Annotated in this window: 18 protein-coding genes; 4 read left to right on the top strand and 14 right to left on the bottom strand. The window is 38.7% G+C overall.

What is annotated here, in order from left to right; genetic code table 11:
* Nucleotides 1-318: 318 nt before the first annotated feature.
* From I858_RS01495 to I858_RS01445, 11 genes are all read right to left on the bottom strand, one after another.
* Nucleotides 319-1,155, bottom strand: a complete 837-nt coding sequence (locus I858_RS01495) for an SDR family oxidoreductase (RefSeq protein WP_049693527.1) — start codon at nucleotides 1,153-1,155, stop codon at nucleotides 319-321.
* 10 nt (nucleotides 1,156-1,165) lie between these two features.
* The gene (gene uxuA, locus I858_RS01490) at nucleotides 1,166-2,224 is read right to left on the bottom strand and encodes a mannonate dehydratase (RefSeq protein WP_049693526.1); all 1,059 of its coding nucleotides are present in this window, start codon (nucleotides 2,222-2,224) and stop codon (nucleotides 1,166-1,168) included.
* A 15-nt stretch (nucleotides 2,225-2,239) separates the two neighbouring features.
* Nucleotides 2,240-2,860 (bottom strand): bifunctional 2-keto-4-hydroxyglutarate aldolase/2-keto-3-deoxy-6-phosphogluconate aldolase, encoded by a 621-nt coding sequence (locus I858_RS01485; protein WP_049693525.1) that lies wholly within the window; start codon nucleotides 2,858-2,860, stop codon nucleotides 2,240-2,242.
* 12 nt (nucleotides 2,861-2,872) lie between these two features.
* On the bottom strand, nucleotides 2,873-3,892 hold the full coding sequence (locus I858_RS01480; RefSeq protein WP_049693524.1) for a zinc-binding alcohol dehydrogenase family protein: 1,020 nt from the start codon (nucleotides 3,890-3,892) through the stop codon (nucleotides 2,873-2,875).
* Nucleotides 3,893-3,904: 12 nt separating this feature from the next.
* Nucleotides 3,905-5,176, bottom strand: coding sequence for a TRAP transporter large permease (locus tag I858_RS01475; protein ID WP_049693523.1), 1,272 nt, complete (start codon nucleotides 5,174-5,176; stop codon nucleotides 3,905-3,907).
* Nucleotides 5,176-5,673: a TRAP transporter small permease gene (locus tag I858_RS01470; protein ID WP_049693522.1), complete on the bottom strand. Its 498-nt coding sequence runs from the start codon at nucleotides 5,671-5,673 to the stop codon at nucleotides 5,176-5,178. The genes I858_RS01475 and I858_RS01470 overlap by 1 nt, the downstream gene beginning before the upstream one ends.
* Before the next feature lie 68 nt (nucleotides 5,674-5,741).
* Complete coding sequence (locus I858_RS01465; protein ID WP_049693521.1) at nucleotides 5,742-6,743, bottom strand: TRAP transporter substrate-binding protein; 1,002 nt, start codon at nucleotides 6,741-6,743, stop codon at nucleotides 5,742-5,744.
* A gap of 21 nt (nucleotides 6,744-6,764) precedes the next feature.
* Nucleotides 6,765-7,778, bottom strand: a complete 1,014-nt coding sequence (gene allD / locus I858_RS01460) for an ureidoglycolate dehydrogenase (protein ID WP_049693520.1) — start codon at nucleotides 7,776-7,778, stop codon at nucleotides 6,765-6,767.
* A gap of 61 nt (nucleotides 7,779-7,839) precedes the next feature.
* Nucleotides 7,840-8,796: a sugar kinase gene (locus I858_RS01455; protein ID WP_071645338.1), complete on the bottom strand. Its 957-nt coding sequence runs from the start codon at nucleotides 8,794-8,796 to the stop codon at nucleotides 7,840-7,842.
* A gap of 18 nt (nucleotides 8,797-8,814) precedes the next feature.
* A complete protein-coding gene (locus I858_RS01450; protein ID WP_049693519.1) occupies nucleotides 8,815-9,819 on the bottom strand; it encodes a LacI family DNA-binding transcriptional regulator in 1,005 nt (334 codons plus the stop codon).
* A gap of 503 nt (nucleotides 9,820-10,322) precedes the next feature.
* Nucleotides 10,323-10,622, bottom strand: coding sequence for a hypothetical protein (locus tag I858_RS01445; RefSeq protein ID WP_049693518.1), 300 nt, complete (start codon nucleotides 10,620-10,622; stop codon nucleotides 10,323-10,325).
* A 157-nt stretch (nucleotides 10,623-10,779) separates the two neighbouring features.
* Between I858_RS01445 and I858_RS01440 the strand changes: the two genes are divergently transcribed.
* The gene (locus tag I858_RS01440; RefSeq protein ID WP_049693517.1) at nucleotides 10,780-11,493 is read left to right on the top strand and encodes a YwaF family protein; all 714 of its coding nucleotides are present in this window, start codon (nucleotides 10,780-10,782) and stop codon (nucleotides 11,491-11,493) included.
* A 43-nt stretch (nucleotides 11,494-11,536) separates the two neighbouring features.
* Here the strand turns inward: I858_RS01440 and hisC are convergent, their stop codons facing one another.
* Nucleotides 11,537-12,646 carry a histidinol-phosphate transaminase gene (gene hisC, locus I858_RS01435; protein WP_049693516.1) on the bottom strand — a complete coding sequence of 370 codons (1,110 nt, stop codon included), beginning with the start codon at nucleotides 12,644-12,646 and terminating at the stop codon, nucleotides 11,537-11,539.
* A 288-nt stretch (nucleotides 12,647-12,934) separates the two neighbouring features.
* Nucleotides 12,935-13,216, bottom strand: a complete 282-nt coding sequence (locus tag I858_RS01430) for a DUF6509 family protein (protein WP_049693515.1) — start codon at nucleotides 13,214-13,216, stop codon at nucleotides 12,935-12,937.
* A 133-nt stretch (nucleotides 13,217-13,349) separates the two neighbouring features.
* On the opposite strand from I858_RS01430, the gene I858_RS01425 reads away from it, so the two are divergent.
* Both I858_RS01425 and I858_RS01420 read left to right on the top strand, forming a co-directional pair.
* Nucleotides 13,350-13,997 carry an SDR family oxidoreductase gene (locus I858_RS01425; protein WP_049693514.1) on the top strand — a complete coding sequence of 216 codons (648 nt, stop codon included), beginning with the start codon at nucleotides 13,350-13,352 and terminating at the stop codon, nucleotides 13,995-13,997.
* 94 nt (nucleotides 13,998-14,091) lie between these two features.
* Entirely contained in the window at nucleotides 14,092-14,478 is a 387-nt protein-coding gene (locus tag I858_RS01420) for a nucleotide excision repair endonuclease (protein ID WP_049693513.1), read from the top strand.
* Between the two features lie 26 nt (nucleotides 14,479-14,504).
* Here the strand turns inward: I858_RS01420 and I858_RS01415 are convergent, their stop codons facing one another.
* Nucleotides 14,505-14,948, bottom strand: coding sequence for a GNAT family N-acetyltransferase (locus I858_RS01415; protein ID WP_049693512.1), 444 nt, complete (start codon nucleotides 14,946-14,948; stop codon nucleotides 14,505-14,507).
* Nucleotides 14,949-15,088: 140 nt separating this feature from the next.
* Between I858_RS01415 and I858_RS01410 the strand changes: the two genes are divergently transcribed.
* Nucleotides 15,089-15,943, top strand: coding sequence for a dimethylarginine dimethylaminohydrolase family protein (locus I858_RS01410; RefSeq protein WP_049693511.1), 855 nt, complete (start codon nucleotides 15,089-15,091; stop codon nucleotides 15,941-15,943).
* Nucleotides 15,944-15,960 lie beyond the last annotated feature (17 nt).

Here is a 15,960-nt window from a genome sequence, read left to right as displayed (position 1 = left end):
TTCCCTCGCGTTGCTCAGTCCAGTGGCTCCGACTCGCGCTTTTCCCGCAGGAGTCGAGCGCCTGCACTGCAAGCATTAGTGGTCATCACTTGCTTGAAGTAGAGATGCGGGAAAAATCTGTCTTCTCTTTTTTAAAGGATTTAGCCTGTGCAAAGTAGTTATTTTTAGTTACCTTTCTCTCTTTGTTCTTGGTATTCTTTAGCATCCAATCTTTAAAATATAGAGTGAAAAGTTAAGAGTAAGTCTTTTATAGGTGTCAAAGCACTTTGTTTTTCATTCAAGAAAAAACCACATTCCGCAAAGAATGTGGTTTTTATTCTATACACCGGAATAAGCTAAAAATCCACCGTCTACAGGAACTGTGATTCCCGTTACAAAACCGGAATAGTTTTCATCGATTAGCCACAGCATGGTCCCCACTAAATCTTCAGGTTTCCCAAAGCGCTTCATCGGTGTGCTTGCCATAATTTTTCCGGAGCGCGGAGTTAACGAGCCATCAGCATAAGTCAGCAAGTCTTTGTTCTGTTTTGTCAGGAAAAAACCGGGTGCAATTGCATTGACACGCAAATTTTCTTCTGCAAAATGGACAGCCATCCACATTGTAAAGTTGTTGATTGCTGATTTAGCAGCGCTGTACGCCGGTACTTTCGTCATCGGTGCAAAAGCGCTCATCGAAGAGATATTTAAGATGACTGGTGAATTTTGTTTTAGTAATTCCTTGCCAAATACTTGGCTAGCTAAAAACGTACCAGTGAAGTTACTAGCGAATACACGAGAAAAACCATCTTCCTCTAAATCAAAAAATGATTTTCCTGATGCTTTGTCTTCATGAATTTCAATGTCTGTAACAGCATCAGGATGATTTCCACCTGCACCGTTAATGAGGATATCGATTCGTCCGAATGCTTCAAGAATTTGGCCTTTTGCGTTTTCTAACGATGATCGATCTAATACATCAGCAGCTACTGCAATCGCATTTCCTCCTGCTCCATTGATCTTATCTGCTACGTCTTGTCCTTTTTCAACGGTCCTGTTCAAAATCGCGACATTCACTTTTTGAATCGCAAGTTGACGTGCCATCTCTGAACACAGAACCCCACTTCCGCCAGTGATGACTGCTGTTCTTCCTGCGATATTTTCATGAGTTGAAAACATGATATCCCCTTTATTTTGTTTGATATGCATCCCACAAACCTAAAAGATACATAATTCCAAGTGCACGATCATATAATCCATATCCAGGTCTGCATTCTTCGCTCCAAATATGACGACCGTGATCTGGGCGCGCATAACCTGTGTAGTTTTGTTTCGATAATTCGCGAACCACACCATTCAAATCGATAGAACCATCTTGAGTGTAATGAGAGGTTTCGATAAAGTCTCCATTATCGAAAATTTTAACGTTCCGTAAATGAGCAAAAGGCGAATGTTTAGCGTATTTCGATGCTAAATCCACCATATTGTTTTCTGGGTTTGCACCCATCGATCCTGTGCAGAATGTAATCCCATTAGCTGGAGAATCAGAGATTGAAATCAGTCTCTCCCAGCTCTTTTCACCTGTCATGATGCGTGGCAAGCCAAATATTGACCATGGCGGATCATCAGGATGAATCGCCATTTGAATGCCACTCGCTTCTGCTGTTGGCAAAATCGCTTTTAGGAAATAAGTCAGATTATCCCACAGTTTTTCTTCGTCCATTCCTTCGTATGCTGCAAAAAGTTCTTGAATTCGCGCCATTTTTTCTGGTTCCCAACCGGGCAGTGTTAAATCAGAAGCAGAAGCAACTGTTTCGATTAACTCTGCTGGCTCCAAAGATTCAATCTTTTCTTTTTCAAAAAATAAAGCTGTTGAACCATCTGGTAGTGGATGATACAAAGAAGTACGTGTCCAGTCGAATATTGGCATGAAATTATAGCAGATGACTTTAACGCCAGCTTCACCTAAATTGCGAATCGTTTCTTTGTAATTTTCGATATACTGATCGCGTTCTTCGTTGCCTAATTTAATGGATTCATGAACATTGACGCTTTCTACAACATCCGCATGAAATCCGTATGACTTAATGTATTCTACTTCTGAAGCTATTTCTTCTTTCGTCCAAACTTCTCCAGCAGGCTTTTGGTGAAGTGCCCAAACGATGCCGTTTGTTCCTGGAATTTGTTTAATTTGTTCTAGTTGCACGCTATCATTATTGCGTCCATACCAACGAAATGTAATATCCATGAGTGCCCTCCTCTGTTAAGTTAGCTCGTTTAAATAATCTTTAACTAATCTAGTTACACCTTGTTCTCCAGTTGAACGATAGGCTTTTGTTAAGTCACTACCGATTCCAACCGCTACCGCACCTGCATCCAGCCAAGCATTCATATTATTAATATTGATGCCTCCGGTCGGCATGATGCGAACTTTAGGTAATGGACCGTTAACTGAACCGACAAAAGAAGGCTCAAACCCGTTAGCGGGAAACAGCTTGAGAATATCGCATCCCCATTCCGTAGCCTCCACCATTTCTTTTATTGTCATGCACCCAGGTAAATAAGGTACATTGTAACGATTACAAACTTTAGCTATTTCTGGGTTGAAATTTGGACTAACGACAAACTCCGCTCCGTGTAATAACGCATGACGAGCAGTTTCAGCATCAAGCACTGTCCCTGCACCCATTAATGCGGTTGAACCAGCTAGTTTATCAAAAACACGTGAAACGTTTGGTGTTGTGTAAGTCAGTTCAATTGCTTTTAACCCTCCACTAACCGCAGCTTCTGCAATCGCAATGGCTTCATCCGCATCTTTACCGCGTATGACAGCAACAATCTTTGCATCTAAAAGTTGTTGGTATACTTCCATTTTAGGAATCATTTATACATCTCCTTATTCAAAAACAATTAATGCTTTTCTTACTTTGTCTGGATTATTTTCAACAAATGCAAATGCTTCTTGTACGTCATCTAACGAAAACTTATGCGTGATTAATCCATCTGACTTTAATGCACCACTGTTCATAAGGCTTACGACTTTTCCAAATTGATTGGTTTGTAACCTTGAACCAGCGATGTTAATTTCTTTTTTGGTAATCGGTAATTGCGCAATTGCAAAAGGTCTCTCGTCAAATCCGAGAATGACGACACTGCCCGCTGGTGATACTACATCAATGCTCAGCTCTACTGTAGCTGGAAGCCCTACCGCATCAATTACTACATTTACTCCTTCATCAGAAGTCAATTCGAGCAGACGATCTTTTATAGATTCCTTGCCTGCATGAATTACTTCATCCGCACCGCTTGTTTTCGCAAAAGTTAGTCGCTCTTCATTTAAATCCGTCATATAAACAGTCGCGCCTGCAATTTTAGCAAGCTTCAAAACACAAATTCCTATAGGGCCACAGCCTTGAATTAATACCGTATCACCTTTTTCAACATTTCCACGCCAAACAGCCTGCGCTCCAATTGTATAGGGCTCTGCCAACACGGCTTCATCCCAGTTCAATTTTTTATCTACAGCATGAAGTTGTTTTTCTGGTAAGACGATAAATTCACGCATCCCTCCATCTTCATGCACACCGAACACTGATAATTCTTTACAGACATTCGGGCGTCCTTTTCTACAGGCGTAGCATTCGCCACAATAGTTAATTGGTTCAACTACAACGTGATCGCCAATTTCCAGAGATTTAACAGAACTTCCTACTTCTATTACTTCTCCAGTTACCTCGTGACCAACAACACGTGGAAGAGTCGCAAGTGGATTCGTACCATGATAAATATGCATATCTGAACCGCATATACCTACACGTTTCACTTTCACTAAAACCTCATTATTTTGCTGAATCTCTGGTTTTGTTTGTCCAATAATCTGTATTTTATATGCTTCTGGAACTTGTACTGCTTTCATTTTTACAACCACCTATTCAAATAAATTTGGTAAGAATAACGTAATTTGAGGTATAAATGCGACTAGCATTAACACCACTAAACTGACTCCTAAAAATGGCAACAACTCTCTTGATGTTTTTCCAATAGATACCTTGCCAATTTGAGAAGCTACAAAAAGACAAACGCCCACCGGTGGAGTTACTAATCCAATTACTAAGTTCAATACCATCATAACGCCGAATTGAATAGGATCCATTCCCACTGTTAGCGCTACCGGCAACAAAACTGGGAATAAAATAACTAAAGCTGCAATCGTTTCCATGAATGTACCCACAAACAATAGCAGCAAATTAATCAGTAAAATGACGATAATGGCATTCGTTGAAATGCCAAGAATCGATTCTGCAACAAGCTGAGGAATTTGCTCACGCACCATAATCCACCCAAATAGATTGGCAAAGCCAACTAGTAACATGATGGATGCCGTAGCAGTCATCGAAGATAGCATAATTTCCGGAATTTTTTTGATTGGTAATTCTTTGTAAACAAAAATACCAATGACGAATGCATAAAGAACCGCAATAATAGATGCTTCCGTTGGTGTAAAGAATCCTCCCAAAATTCCGTAAAGAATAATGAACGTCATCAGTAAAGCCCAGAAAGCACCTGTGAAGCTTTTCCAAATTACTTTAACTGGTTGGCGTTCACCTTTAGGATAGTTTCTTTTGACTGAAATAAGATAGGTTGGAATCATTAGGCCAACTCCTAGTAGAATACCAGGAAGTGCACCGGCCAAAAATAAATCCCCAATAGACAACGATGCCAAAGTTCCAACAATAATCATAGGCAAAGAAGGTGGAATAATGGGCCCGACTGTAGAAGACGACGCTGTTACAGCAGCTGAAAATCCTGCGCCATAGCCCTCTTTTTTCATAGCAGGTATTAAAATGGAACCAATACTCGCTGTATCTGCAAGTGCTGTTCCAGATATCCCCGCGAATCCCATTGAAGCGCCAACGTTAGCAAGTCCCAGACCGCCACGGATATGGCCGAAGAGATCGTTGGCAAACTTAATAATCCGTTGAGTGATTCCACCTGCGTTCATTAAGTTTCCTGCTAGGATAAATCCCGGAATACATAACAACACGAATGAGTTTAATCCCCCAAACATTCGCTGAGGAATAATATTAAGTGGAATTCCGGCGATCATAAGATAGATAAACGATGCCAGCCCCAGACTAAAAGCAACAGGAACACCTAAGAAAATTAAAGCAATAAAGGATACGAAAAGAAGTGTAGCCATTAGTTATCATCACCTCCATAATTCTGACTATAGTCTTGTTTGTTTTTGATAAGGTCAATAATTTTTATAGCAGCATAAAACACTAAGAATACGCTCATAATCAATAAAGATGCATGAACAACTGACATTTGAAAAGGCATAGTGGCCGATTGTTGTTTATCACCTAGCAAAGTGAAGGTATATCCTTGAACGACCATTACCAAGCTCAACAAAATAATCGTCAGGTAAATAATTACTTCATAATACCTGCGAAAGTTATCTGACATTCGGTTAAGAATCATATCCACATTGATAAATTCATTGCGCATCAAAGCTAGTGGAGCACCAAAACTAATGCCATATAAAAAGAGATACCGCGTCAATTCTTCTGTCCAAATAAAAGACATTGGAGTAAAACGCGAAATAATTTGAATCGTCACAATAATTATAACGCCCGCAAAGCTGAGGACGGTTAAAAAAGCGAGTGTATTGTCTATTATTTTCCGGAAATTGGACATCTAAATCATTCCTTCCTCAATGGAAAGGCATATTTAGCAATAGTAGCCAAATATGCCCTACTCACATATTATTCAACTGCAAGGATCTGTTTGTACAATTCCAATTGCTCCGCCGACAAAGAAGATTCTACAGCTGGTGTCATTACTTCACGGAACGCATCTTGGTCAACATCTACAAATTCCATTCCTGCGTCCATTAAGTCTTTTTCAACTGCAGCAATTTCTTCTTCATACAAATCATCACCAAACGTTTGTGCTTCTTCAGCAGCATCTTGAACCACTTGTTTCAAATCATCAGAAAGCGCATCATACTGATCGTTTCCTACTAAAATGTAAATCCAAGAGTAAACATGTTCAGTACGATTTACAAAGTCTTGAACTTCAGCTAATCCACCGCTCTTAATTAAATCTACAGGGTTTTCTTGACCATCAATAACTCCTTGTTGCAATCCTGTAAATACTTCGTTAAAGTCCATTACTTGAGGAGACGCTCCGGCTGCTTGCCATACATCTAAGAACAATGGAACGTTTGGTACACGCATACTGAATCCTTTTAAATCATCTGGAGAAGTAATCGCTTTATTTGACGTTAAGTTACGCGGAGCACGGGTGTGATAGTAGAGGGCTTTTAATCCCGCTTCATCACTAATTTCTTGCTTGATTTGTTCGCCAATCTCACCTTCAACAACAGACTTTACATGATCTAAATCGCGGAAAGCATATGGTACTGCCATTAATGCCGCATTGGGTGCCCAGTTTTGCAAAGTTTCACCTGAAATAACCATATCGGCTGTTCCGGCTTGAATAGAGTTGATTGTATCTGTTTCTCCACCTAACGAGTTGTTCGGGTAAATAGTAATTTCCATTTGTCCATCTGAGTTTTCTTCTACCAACTCTTCGAATTTCATAGCTGTTTTATGCCAGATGTGATTTTCATCCGCTAAATGACCAAAACGCCATTCAATTGTTTTGCCAGACTCTGAAGAACCTTCTGTTTTCTCTTCGTTTGACCCACAAGCTCCCAATACCAATACAGATGCAAAAATTCCTGTTAATAATTTCTTTTTCATTTTCCATTCTCCCCTTTTTGTTTAGTTTTTCTTCAAGTATTCATAAGTAGTGAATGCAAGTTGGATTCCGTCTTTACGATTTCGCTCTTCGGTTTTTTGTTCGATTTCTCCTGGCACAAGAACTTGATCAAATCCTTTAGCAGCTGGTACTTCACGAATTTCCTTGATCATTTTATCCACCTGCTCTAAAAATATTTCGGTATCTGTAAAAAATGATGGATTAATCACGCAGAAATAATGACCCAATTTACGTTTCTTATCCAAGTCCGTGTACATGCCATTGATGTGGGGACCAAACGCCATACCTGCAAGCAGCCCTGAGAAAATATCAACAATCATAGATAAACCAGAGCCTTTCGGACCACCAAAAGGCGTTAAAGAAACGACTTTTGCAGGATCTGTTACGGGTGTTCCGGTTTCATCTACTCCCCATCCTTCTGGAATATCATTGCCTTCTTCTTTACGCTGAAGAATCTTCCCTAGCGCAACATTTGAAGTAGCCATATCTAGAATAAATGGATTTTCAGATTTCCCAGGAACTCCGTACGCAATTGGATTTGTACCGAGAAAAGATTCTTTTCCACCAAACGGAACAACAATTTTGTCGGTATGTGTCATCGCGATACCAATCAATTTATGCTTTGTCGCGTTTTCGACAAAGTAACTAAGCGCTCCACAGTGGCTGCTGTTCATAACTGTTACCATTCCTACGCCATTTTCTTTTGCCATCTCGATTGCATGACTCATCGCGATATCTGCAACGACGTGACCAAAGCCATCATCTCCATCAACCACACCTGTAACCGGACCAGTCGGATTGAACACAATACCAGGGTCTGGGTTAATGCCTCCTGCCTCGAGACGTTTCATATAATGCTCTGTGCGAAGAGCACCATGCGAGTTCACTCCACGTAAATCCGCATGTATAAGAATTTCAGCAATTTTAGAAGCATGTTCTTTTCTAACTTCAGCACTTAACAGCTTTTCTTCAATTAATTTTTGAACTTCTGTAAAAGGTCTAGTTACTGTTGTCATAGCGTCCCTCCAGTTTTAAGTGTTTATGCTATTTTCTAGCGATTATTAAGTAGTTATTTTTCTATCGTTCAACGACTTTTCTTCCGCCGACAAAATCTTCAACATCTTCTAAATAAGGAAGTCCTTCATTATCTCCAGTGACCGTAGTAACAAGCGCACCAACTCCATTTGCAAATCTCAACAACGATTCTTCGTCGAAATGATTTAATACACCATAAATATAACCTGCATCAAAACCATCGCCAGCGCCTACCGTATCAACAGGTATTACTGGAAATCCAGGTGCTTCAATCCAGTTCCCTTTTCTATAAAGTTTTGACCCCTTTTCTCCATCTTTAATGACAAAATCGCGTATAGAGAAACTAGAAGTATATTCCACCAGTTCTTCTAAAGTATGCTTGCCTGAAATCATTTGAATTTCATCCAAGCCTGTCAATAAAATATCTACATCTGGAAAAATCATTTCGTAGGCTTGGCGCGCTTTCTCGATACTCCACAGCTTTAAGCGAATATTAGGATCAAAAGAAACAATAATGTTTTTTTGTTTCGCTATTGTCACTATTTTTTTAGCAATGATTAGATTTTGTTCTCCAAGAGCTAAGTAAACACCTGTTAAGTGAACCACTTGAATCTCTTCAAACATCTCCTCAGTAATATCTTCTTCTGTGAGAGACTCGATGGGAGAAGGATTTCGATAATAATATGTTTTCCCCGAACCACTTGCATGGATTTCTTTAAAGTTCACTGATGTCGGGGCTCCTTCAACAAAATGAACTGCTGAAACATCAATTCCTTCGCCACGAGCAAAATTATAAATAACTCGACCGAATTCATCTTTCCCTAATCTGCTAATCCACTTGCTGTTTAGCCCTAATCTTGCGCAACCAATTGCAAAATTCATTTCAGCACCGCCGATTCTGCGCTCAAACTGCGTTACATATTTTAACGGGCCTGTTGTCATGGGGTTCATCGTAATCATGGCATCCCCAATCGTTAATACACCAAACTTCTTAAACAAACTCTCACCTCCCTTACTTTATGTAGACTCACGTTCAACCAGAATTGGCTGATAACGCTGTTCTTGATATTCTTTTTTGAAGTCCTTACTAACAATCAAACACAATAAAGTTTCTGCTGCCTGTTGTCCTATTTCAAAAGTTGGCTGCTTAATAACTGAAATAGGAGTCGTAGCCATTTCAAGAAATGGTGAATCATCGATCGCAATTACACCAACATCTTCCGGAATAGCCAATTGATTTTTTTTGATAAACTTTAATAACTCAATTAATGCCAGATCATTGGTTGCAAAAAATGCTTCTGGTCGATCATCAGAATTCCACAACTGCTGAAGTTTGTTGCCGATTTCCTGCCGTTCTACAGCAACAATCCAATTTTCTTCGATAGCTAACCCGTGTAGTGACATCGCTTTTTTGTACCCGTTAATGCGTTCGACTCGCGGTGTTACCTTTTGAACAATCGAAGTGGAAACTAGACCAATTTTTTTTCGTCCTTTTTTTACTAATTGATCTACCGCCGTCTGTGAAGCGCTTTCATTATCTAATAAAAGTGTTGGGAAAAGGGGTTCATTAATTACTCTATCAACAAATACAATTGGGAATTCTGCGTTTTTCAATTGTTTATAATACTCGTTATTGCCATTAGTCGGGAAAATAATTAAGCCATCAACTTGCTTGGCAACCAACATATCAATGTAAGAGCGTTCTTTTGTCGGTTGATCATCCGCATTACAAACAAACAAGTGAAAACCGTTTTTTTCACATTCGTCTTCAATCGCCCGAATAATTTCCGTTGAAAACGTATGGAGAATATTCGCTACAATTACACCGATTGTTCCAGTTTTTTTCTGTTTTAAGCTTTTAGCTATATGATTTGGAATATAACCTAATTCTTTAATAGCTTCTTCAACTCTAAGTTTGGTTGAAGCACTCATAAATTCAAAACGATTGTTTATATACTGAGAAACGGTACTTTTGGAGACTCCCGCTTTTAACGCTACGTCTTGCATTGTGGTTTTCTTCATTTTTCCTCCCATTACTAAACCGGTTTAGTAAGTCGTTTTAGGAAAGTATAATTGAATTTTTTTAAAAAATCAATAGTTTTTTCAGAAAATTTAGATTAGGTATTAAAACAGTAGAAAAGTCGCATATAATAACTATTACACTCTAGGTAGTGAAACTATGCATACGTCAAAACCCTAAAAAGGACGGAGAAATAATCTCCGTCCTTTTTGCTACTCATTTTGATTTTCTTTACTTAATCGACTTTGGTCAAATGTATCGTCTAGCGTATCGAACCTGACTAGGCGAACCTTACCGTTTTTGATCTTCCCACAAGTATAAATTATAATCTGGCCACTTTGGTTTTTCTTATAATTTTTTGTGTGTAAATGATTTTGTCAACTTTAGCATAATGGTTTTGGATTTCTATGTGAGCACTTGAATTTTCCATATACTTACAAAGAATGTACTGATTGTCTACAACTCGGTAAAGTTAAAAAAGAAGACAGGAAAAAACCTGCCTTCTTTAGTAATTTTCGTTTTTCAGCTTTTTAAACGTTTCGACAAATTTATCAGGATCTGTATAAATCATATAGGTTAATACACCTCGGTGCGTGTGCAGATACAACAATCTGGCTTCTGACGAAAAGGATTTGTAGGAGATGTCCCAGACGTTTGTTACATGAAATTGCGTACCTGGCGTTACTATGGTGTCTTTATATAGCTGAATATTGCATTCGGTTTCAACAATTTTCATTTCGCCGGCCTCAATGGAACGTTCCGTGTCGATGTACGTAATAGAGGACAGTAAATCAAGTGAATCCAAGCCGGTATTCCTCCCTTTAAGCTTTTGTAGAAGTTTATCGCAGAATGCATGATTTAAGCAACTCATCTGTTTATTTTTGATCTAAGGTTCTCCTGATACATGCATTTCATGGTAAACTATCCACACAAAAACTTCTGTTAATTTAGGAGGTCTACTGATGGAGAGCTGGTTTGCTGCAACATCTACTCATTACTTTAGTCTTTTTTCTACGAGTCATTTGATTGCTTTAACGATTACTCTTGCAGGTTTTGTCACTCTTTTAGCAGCAAAAAACCACTTGAAAAAAAAGAAAAAACTCTTTACATCGCTTCGTTGGATATTATTTGCTCTTTTGTTCGTTTCTGAATTTGCCTATCAATATTGGGCAATTCGTAACGGCGTGTGGCGTTTTGACAATCAAATGCCTCTTCATTTATGTGGCATTGCTTCTGTTGTAGCTATGATTGGCTTGCTCACGATGCGCCCTTTATGGATTCAACTTTCTTTTTTCCTAGGCGTGCTACCTGCTTTTTTAGCTTTAATCACACCGGAATTGCCTTATGATTTTCAGCATTTTCGGTTTTGGAAATTCTTCATTCACCACATAGCTATTTCTTGGAGTTGTCTATTTTTAGCTTTGAGCCGCCCTCATGTAATCACCTTACGCTCTGTTTTTTCGGTTTATGGCTTATTGCTCGTTTACGCTGTCATTGTGGGATTTTTCATTAATCCATGGACAGATTCCAATTTTCTTTTTTTATCAACACTTCCTACTACGGTATCACCACTCGATTTTTTTGGTGAAGGCATATGGTATTACATCAATTTATGTCTAACTACTTTAGCGCTATTTTTCATCCAGTGTTTATTGTTTCGTAAATTTGTAAAATAATAAAATCCATAAAAAAATGCTCCCGATTTCAGGAGCATCTTTTTTATGCTTGCTTGATGACTAATTCGGTTAACACATTAATAAAGAATTGGTTTTCTTCTTCTGTACCAACAGAAACTCTCACGTACTCAGGTAATCCCCAAATTTTTCCGTATCGTACAATAACACCTTTTGCCATTAGTTGTTTGTAGAGATTCTCACCGTCTTCACCAATTTGGACCAAAACAAAGTTAGCCATACTTTGGATATACGTTAGCCCTAGTTCATCAAAGGCTTTGTATAATTGTTGGCGACCTGCTTTATTGGTTTGTTGAGAAGTTTTGACGTGTTCAGCATCTTCAATCGCTGCTGTTGCCGCAATTTGCGCTAATGTGTTGACATTAAATGGCTCTTTTACTTTTAAAATTGATTGGATAATCGATTCAGGAGCTATTCCGAATCCAACTCGTACACCGGCAATACCATAAATTTTTGAAAAGGTTTCTAGTGTAATTACAGGATAGCCTGCTTGAATGTATTGCACGCCATTTGTGTAATCTGCTGCATCAGCGAAATGATCATAAGCTGCATCAATCACGATCAATACATCTCCAATCGCTTCTACTAATTTATCCAAATCTGCTTTTGCCATATAGGTTCCTGTCGGATTATTCGGTGTGCAAATGTAAATGATTTTCGTTTTTTCTGTTACTGCAGAAATCAATGCATTTACGTCATACTCAAATCCTTCTTTAAATGCAACAGGCACGACTGTTGCACCCATAATGTGCGCGCCAAAATCATATTCACTAAACGATGGAGACGGAACGATTACTTCGTCTCCTACTTCAAGAAAAGCTTCAGAAATTAACGTAATCAATTCATCGGCACCGTTTGTTGTAATTACTTGTTTTGGTGTAACTTGAAATTTAGTGGCAATAGCTTCCTTTAACGCGCTTGCGTCTGCATCTGGATAACGATTCAACTCTGTTAAGCTATTTTGAATCGCAGCTACCGCTTTGGGAGAAGGCCCTAATGGGTTTTCGTTAGATGCCAATTTAATGACACGGTCCAAGCCCAATTCTCGTTGCACTTCCCAAATGGGTTTTCCTGGCGTATATGGCTGAATTTTATCTAAAGTTTTACGTGCTTTAATATTCGTTAAATTTGTCATAGGAATTCCTCCAAAAAATAAGTGATTGCATCATTATTTATAAATTCTCATAATCATACCATTTTCAACACATATTTCAAATTGAATAGATTGAATGAACAAAAACGATTTGCTCCACATCTGTTTAGTCATTCTTTTTACGTCTATTTCTAGTATACAGAATTAAAAAATAATTTACATCAGCACAAGCAACTATTTATATCTCTAAAATGAATAGAATACTCTGAAAAAATCAAAACGAAATTTCAACAAAAAATGCTCAACTCACAGTGAGTTGAGCATTTTTCATTAAGCTAGTTTCTCTGAACAATAAGCGAGGATTTCTACTTCTTCCTCTTCTTCTAGCCCAAATTCAAGAGCCTTTCTCGTTTGTTTGTCGAGAAAGTTGTAATGAGCGATACGGGTACCAGCTTCTTCCGCAGCAATAATAACGCGTAGCTCTAGCCCGCCTTCTGTAAATAATTCATCTTCTTCGTCAACTTCGACACTCAACAAAAATTCATAACGATCTCCCACCATGATGCCTGTAGGGTCGTTGATTTTGTGAAACACATAATCTGTAATTTGCATTGTAACACCTCCGTCACTCTATTCTAGCTTGTCTACTCCCTTTTGGACAGTTACACAGCGAAATAAAGTGTTTAATTTAGATTGAAAAGGGTATATTACGTAAGGTGAAGACAATTAAAGGAGTGGAATCGAAATGAACGTATTAGTTATTGGAGCAAACGGTCAAGTCGGTCGCAACATTGTCAAAGAATTAGCTGAAACAAACCACAAAGCAACTGCCATGGTTCGTAAAGAGGAACAAATAGATGAAATGAAAAAACTAGGGGCTACCAATGTTGTACTGGCAGACTTAGAAAAAGATTTCAGCGATGCTTATGAAGGTGTAGATGCTGTTATTTTCGCAGCAGGATCTGGTCCGAAAACAGGAGCTGACAAAACGTTAACTATTGATTTATGGGGCTCTGTAAAAGCAGCACAATACGCACAAGAAAAAGGCGTCAAACGCTTTGTTCAACTTGGCTCGGTCGGATCAAATGACCCTGATGCAGGTGGCGAAGCGATGAAACCTTATCTTGTAGCTAAACGCACAGCAGATGACATGTTGAAAGCTACTGATTTGGATTATACAATCGTTCGTCCTGGAGCTCTTTCAGACGAAGACCAATCAGGCAAAATCGAGGTTTCTGCAAATGGGTTTTCTTCTCTTGAAGGAAGATCAATTCCAAGAGCGGATGTCGCTAAGGTCTTAGTAGACGTACTCGATCGCAGCAATACGTATCACAAAACATTTGAAGTATTGCAAGGCGAGCAGCCCGTTGGTGATCAATTAGAGACTTTATGAAAAATTCTTGAATGACAGAGAAAAAGAGCGGATGGATTTCCGCTCTTTTTTGTGTTAAAATAAGTATTACAGATAACTAGAGGACGTGAAAAGCATGATTAGTATTCAACCACCAAAAGCGGATGTGACAATTACACAGCGCAAACAAGAAATCACTGGTGACGAAGCCGTCATCAAACCATTATTCGGCTTTGTCGATTTGCACGATATTCCACGTGATAAAGGCGGTATTATTCAATTCTTTAACCATAGTGGTGAACTATTGTTTGTAGGGAAAGCCCGCAAACTACGTCAACGTGTGAAAAAACATTTCGAAGACTCGGTGTCCCCATTGAAAAACCATCGTGAAGAAGTTTACCGCATTGCGGTTTCTTTCGTTGAAGATCCAATGGAACGCGATATTTACGAAACGTATATCATTAATACGCAAAAAGCCAAATACAACGTAGATAAAGTATTTTACAAAGAGCAAGAACAATAAAAAAGGAAGCCCTCGGGCTTCTTTTTTTATTGTCTATCAGTTTCAGTTGGATCAATAAGCCATTTTTCAAAATAGTGATGGCTATGCCCTTTTGGATGATCATTCACATTACCAAATTCCGTAAACCCTTGTTTTCTATAAAAATCAGGAGCTTGAAAACTAAACGTGTCGACGACCATCAAGCGGTATTCTTTATTCCGTGCATAACCTTCTGCTTGTGCCATTAGCTTTTCTGCTACACGTTGACCTCTGACCGAAGGATCTACCCATAAGAAATCGATCTGGAGACTTTGCCAAAAACTTGTAGTTGTTAAACCACCTATAATCTCATCTTCTTTATTGCGTGCAATAAAATTCATTTTTTCAACTGATGATTTCACTTCTTCTGGTAAATTAGCTTCGTTATGTTCAATCACTTTTTTTCGTATAAAATCACATTCTTCTGACACATCACATTGAGTAATTTTCATTGTTGGACTCTCCCTTTTAATACGTCACTATAGTTTCTCATTTGCTACTGCATTTGTGTGCATTTTGCTGACAATCAGGTTTTAATTTGCTAGTTAAAAGGAATAGTGAAGTACAAACTATGTTTTTTGGAGGAAATCACATGTCTTCAACAATAAAAGAAAGTCTATCTGCTCACAGTCAAAGTGAATACGATCCGCTCCAACGGGTGTTGTTGTGCCCGCCACGTTTTATGGAAATAAAAGATGTCATCAATGACGTTCAAAAAAGATACAAAGATGAAAACATCGATGTAAACAAAGCGCTTCACCAACATAATGAATTTGTCCAAGCGCTAATCGGCCAAGGTGTTCAAACCGATTTGATTGAACCTGCTGAGAACTACCCTGAACAAGTTTTTACGCGTGACATTGGATTTACCATTGGCGAAACAGTATTCATTAGTGAAATGGCTTCTAAAATTCGACAAGGCGAAGAGCAAGAACTCCAAAAATGGATGAAGACACGTGATGTTAATTTCAAGCGATTAACAGGTCACCGTATTGAAGGTGGTGATGTCATTATTGACCAAGATACGGTTTTTGTTGGCATTAGCAGCCGCACTTCTAAAAAAGCGATTCACCAACTACAAGCAGAACTGCCAAATTTTGAAGTTGTCCCCATTTCTTTTAACGAGAAATACTTACATTTGGATTGTGTTTTTAATATCTTGTCTCCAACTGAAGCGTTGATTTTCCCGGACGCACTCGATGCAGCGACCATTCGAATGCTTGCTGAGCGCTACACGTTAATTCGTGTTAACGAAAAAGAACAATTCGCTTTAGGCACAAATGTCTTATCGATTGGTAACCGCAAAGTGTTTAGTCAACCGCAAAATGCACAAGTGAATAAACAGTTGACCGCTCGTGGTTTTCACATCATCGAAGTCGATTATTCTGAAATCATTAAATCAGGTGGTGCTTTCCGTTGCTGCACATTGCCATTGATCCGATCATAAACCAATTCACCTCTAAG

The organism is Planococcus versutus (assembly GCF_001186155.3).
GTDB classification, from domain to species: domain Bacteria; phylum Bacillota; class Bacilli; order Bacillales_A; family Planococcaceae; genus Planococcus; species Planococcus versutus.
The sequence above is the reverse complement of the archived record's forward strand: the minus strand, read 5'-3'. Positions and strand labels throughout refer to the sequence as shown.